This is a genomic window from Salinicola acroporae (genome assembly GCF_003206615.1).
Classification (GTDB): domain Bacteria; phylum Pseudomonadota; class Gammaproteobacteria; order Pseudomonadales; family Halomonadaceae; genus Salinicola; species Salinicola acroporae.
In genome coordinates this window covers 1-4476 of record NZ_PZJW01000025.1, presented here as the reverse complement: position 1 = coordinate 4476, position 4476 = coordinate 1, and the positions used below count along the sequence as shown (strand labels likewise).

The window sequence follows — 4476 nt, the reverse complement described above, 5'->3', positions numbered from 1 at the left end:
CGGGGTGTTCGTGCCGCGGATCGGTCAGGAAGTCTTGGTCGACTTCCTCGAAGGCGACGCCGACCGCCCGCTGATCACCGGCCGGGTCTACAACGGCGAGCAGACCCCCGACTGGCACAGCCACGGCCTGCTCTCGGGCTTCAAGAGCAAGACCTACCGCGGCAGCAAGTACAACGAACTCGTCTTCGACGACGCCACCGACCAGGAGCGCGTGCGTCTCAACTCCGAAGCCGAGAAGAGCCAGCTCAACCTCGGCTACCTGATCCACCAGGCCGGCAACACCCGCGGCGCCTTCCGCGGCACCGGCTTCGAGCTGCGCACCGACGCCTATGGCGCCATCCGCGCCAATCAGGGGCTCTACCTCACCAGCTGGGGCCAGCTCGGCGCCAGCGGTGACCAGCTCGACCTCACCCCGGCCAAACAGCAGCTCGACAGCGCCTACCAGCTCACGGACACGCTGAGCCAGAGTGCCCAGGATCACAACGCCGACGCTCTCGACGCCCGCGAGCATCTCAAGCAGGCAGGCGAGGACGCCGACGACACCTACGGCAACAGCGAACAGCTCGCGGATGCCAAGCAGGATAACGCCCGTGGTGCCACCGACAGCGGCGGCCGTGGCGAAGCGGCACGCATGAAAGCGCCCTGGCTGCATATGGCCTCGCCCGCTGGCATCACGCTGAGCACGCCGGAATCGACCCACCTGGCCCAGGGCCGCTCGCTGAGCGTCTCCAGCGGCGAGGACGTCAACGTCGCCACCGGCAAGAGCCTGGTCGCCTCGATCTCCGAGAAGCTCTCGCTGTTCGTGCAGAAGGCCGGGATCAAGCTGTTTGCCGCGCGGGGCAAGGTGGAGATGCAGGCGCAGTCGGACAACCTGGAAGCCACCGCCCGCCGCGACCTCAACGTTACCTCCAGCGATCAGAAAATCGACCTGGCCGCCGCCAAGGAGATTCTGCTGGTCAGCGGCGGCGCCTATGTGCGCATCAAGGGCGGCGATATCGAGCTGCACGCCCCCGGCAAGGTCACCGTCAAGGGCGCGACGAAGAGTTTTGGGGGGCCGGCGAGCCTGGAGGGCGATTTGCCGGAGTTGCCGGAAGGCGAAGATGTGCTTTGTGCCAGCAAGAGCCAGGCTGCGGCAAGCAGCGGTGACGGTAGCGTGGAAGGCTAGCGGTGCGCAGCGTGAGCGACCCGGCGTGGATGGCCGAGGCCAATGAGGCCGCCAGGGAGGGGCGGCTTTACCGCCTGGTGGACCCTTCGGAGTCGCCAGACTGGACGCTGAGCGGCGAGGCTCGCCAGCGAGCGACGCTGATTCGCCACCCGCTCCTGGCCCAGACCCCGGCCCAGCGTCTCTATCTCGAACGGATAGATCAACATCGCGTCGCGGCGCTGACGTCGCAACTCGATCACCAGCGCGCCGAGCGTGGTGCTGGGCTGCTCGGCCCAGTGCCGCTCTGCGGCTGGCTGATTTCTCACCATGCCAGCACCAGTGTTGCCACCTATCTCGGCCGCCAGCTCAAGCAGATGACGCCGGAAGGGAAGCCAGCCCTGCTGCGCTTCTACGATCCCCGGGTGCTGGAGCACCTGCCGCGCATTCTTGAGCGCTGGCAGCTCTCGGCGCTGCTGGGGCCCATCGATCGCTGGGTCTATCTCGATACCGAGCTGCAGCTGCGCGCTCTCGATCCACACGGAGATGTACGCCGGCTCGGCGGCCTGAAACCCAGCGCTGAGCAGTGGCGTGCCATACAGCGCATCGGCCAGATCAATCGCTGCCGGGAGCTCTATCGCACGCTCCCTGGCTCGGCGGGACTCTCGGCAGCGCCCGCGAACAGCGTCGACGCCTTGTTGGTCGCCGCGCACGACCTCGGTCTGCGAGACCGAGCAGACATGGCCACCTTCGTACTTCACGGGCTGATCACGCGGGTCGATTTTCATCGCCACCCGATCATGCAGGCGCTGCTGGGCCGCCTGGGCGGACGGTTGAATTACATTGGATTGTCGAATCAGCTTTCCGACGCTGACTGGGAAGCGATATCGAACATGGGGGAGATGACATAGTATGACGGCACCATCTCAAGCGGGCGCTCACGCAGCGGAAAATGAGGCGGCGGGCCAGGAGAGCGGGAGCTGCCAGTTCTGTGAACGCAAGGGATTACCGATCCTTCCCGTGCGCTACGCCGTCTGCCAGCGTAACGACCGCAATGGCGATATACCGGAACTCGAGACCTCGAGAATCCAGAAGTTCACCGACATCCTGCTGGACAAGAGTCTGGTAGGCGGCGAAGAGCAGGCGAGAAGTGTGCCCGACGAGGTCAGGGCGGAGCTTACGCAGAGCACCGGCAGCCAGGTCAACAAGTACATTCTGCGCCAGTTACGCCAGGGGTATCTCTACTTCTACGATCAGGACAACCCCGACCAGAATTATTGGTACGCCTACGCGATCACCAGCGACGGCAAATACTACCAGTTCCCTGTGCTACAGCCGCGGGCGCTGGACGAAATCAAGTTTCCCGAAAGCTGTCAGGCCAAGCCCGGCGATGTCCTGGATGCTTCTATTGTCACCCTGCCGTTTCCCGAGAAGTCGGGCACGCTTTACTACGCCTTCAGCGAACACCCCTGGTCCAACGCCCACATCCAGATGATCGGCAGTGATGAGGCGTGGCGCAAGGCCCACATGCAGCAGGTGAACATCCCGGCATGGGTGAGTGGGCAGCGGCAATCTTGCGCCTTTGGTATCGATGAGCTGGAGAAAGTCGCCGAGTACAGCGCGGCGGCAGGAAGTCTGGATGAACAGTTCTGGTCCAGCGGCCCGGCGCGACCGCTGTATAAGCCCGGCGAACTCAAGGACGCCATGCAGCGCCGGCTCGACCACGCCGGCAGTGAATACCAGGGCAAGGGGCTCATTCTCGCGGTCAAGGACGAGCTCGGCATTATCGAGGAGTTGAACGCCTATCGGCATCAGGCGTTGGCCAGCGTCGAAGAATTCTTCTACAACAAGGAAGAAGAGGACGACGAGGCGCAGATACACGATGTCCGTCGTCGCAAGCTGCTCTGCATGCAGGCCATCGATGCCTTTCAAAAGCGCTTCGAACAAGGCTACAGGGCCCAGCAGCAAGCGGATGCAGATAAAGCCGTCGAGGATGCCAAAAAAGCCAGGGATGAGTTTGTCGAGAAAAATCGCGAGATTTTAGATCGGGGGCCGTCGCCTGCTCATGCGTTCGATTTCGCTGAGCGAAGCCGTTTGAATCGTGCCGTCGAGCAGGCACAACGAGAACGCGACGAGCTTTTCCAAGTATCCGATGAAGATAAAGCTGAAAGGAAGCGGTTAGAAGACGAGTTGAATGAACTGAATTCTTCTCGTGTGCAAGGCCCTGGCAGCCAGATGAGAAAGACGGAGCTGCGTAACCGAATCAATCGTCTGAAATCTGATGCGGAGTCGGCTAGCGAGCAGCACTTGGAGCAGTTGCATCGCATGTACGATGTCGATGCGCTCAATGCTTTCAAGCAGGCCTACGAGGACAATACGGCACATTGTCAGAGTCTGGCCGCCGTATTCGACGATGACTATGCCATCTGGGCAAGGCATGGTTTACCCGCCGTTATTGGCCGTTACAGCCAGTCCGACTACTGGACCGGGCTGGGGCTCAGTGGCCTGATAGGCAATGCACTGCGTGGCGGTATCATGTCGCCCTCCAGTGGTGGCTTATGGAAGCTGTTGGCCGACGACCTCGAGTCGAGTGAGTCGCCGCTACTCGCGGCGCTCTTTGCCAATGACGCCGAAATGATCGCGCAGGCCCGTGAGCGTCTAGGTAGCTTGCCCGCTGGGTCACAGCTATCGGCGCAGACGCTAAAGTCATGGGGTGAGCGCTTTCAGCAGGTACGTGCACGCACGCAAAAGCCTGACGGGCGCGCGCCGACAAGCGACCAGATCATCAGCCGCTGGCGTCCGATTCAGGACCTACTGGCAACCACGATCGGCAACTCGATTGCCTCGCTGGTACTATACCGAGCCGCTGGTGTGCCCGCGCCGGACTATAAGCCGGCGCTATCTCAGTTCGTGCGCTACCACCAACTGGCCTTCATGGCCGACCCGCAAGCACTGGACGGCGAGCAGCCGGCACCCACCATGGTCGAGCGGGAGATCAAGCTCTCCGAACTCTATCATTGGCTACGTGCCGTCTCGCAAGCAAGTGCCAAAAAGCCGAATCAAGGTGCCGATACCAGCGAGGCAATGAAGTCTCTGGACGGGATGGTCGGCAACTTTTCCGCGCCGATGGCGGATAGCGACAGAACGGTACGCATTGCCTTGCCAGTCTACGTGGATATCAAAGCGGTGACGGGGGGTAGTGGTGCAGAGATACCGGCTGATAGCTATACGCCAGAGGATGAACAGCAGCGGCTGGGTGATCTGGCGCAGAACGCCCGGGATATCGGTAACACCCTGTTCAGCGCCCACAAGGGCAGTGGCCAGGTCGCCGGTGC

General features: G+C 62.3%; 3 protein-coding genes. All 3 read left to right on the top strand.

Annotated features, from left to right (window positions below; all coding sequences use genetic code 11):
• Window positions 1-1165 (top strand): DUF2345 domain-containing protein (locus tag DOM54_RS19845; RefSeq protein WP_162619949.1); only part of this gene is annotated, 1165 nt, incomplete at its 5' end.
• An 11-nt stretch (window positions 1166-1176) separates the two neighbouring features.
• Entirely contained in the window at window positions 1177-2052 is an 876-nt protein-coding gene (locus DOM54_RS19840; RefSeq protein ID WP_162619948.1) for a DUF4123 domain-containing protein, read from the top strand.
• Window position 2053: 1 nt separating this feature from the next.
• On the top strand, window positions 2054-4476 hold a 2423-nt coding region (locus DOM54_RS19835; protein WP_206019165.1), incomplete at its 3' end, for a T6SS effector BTH_I2691 family protein.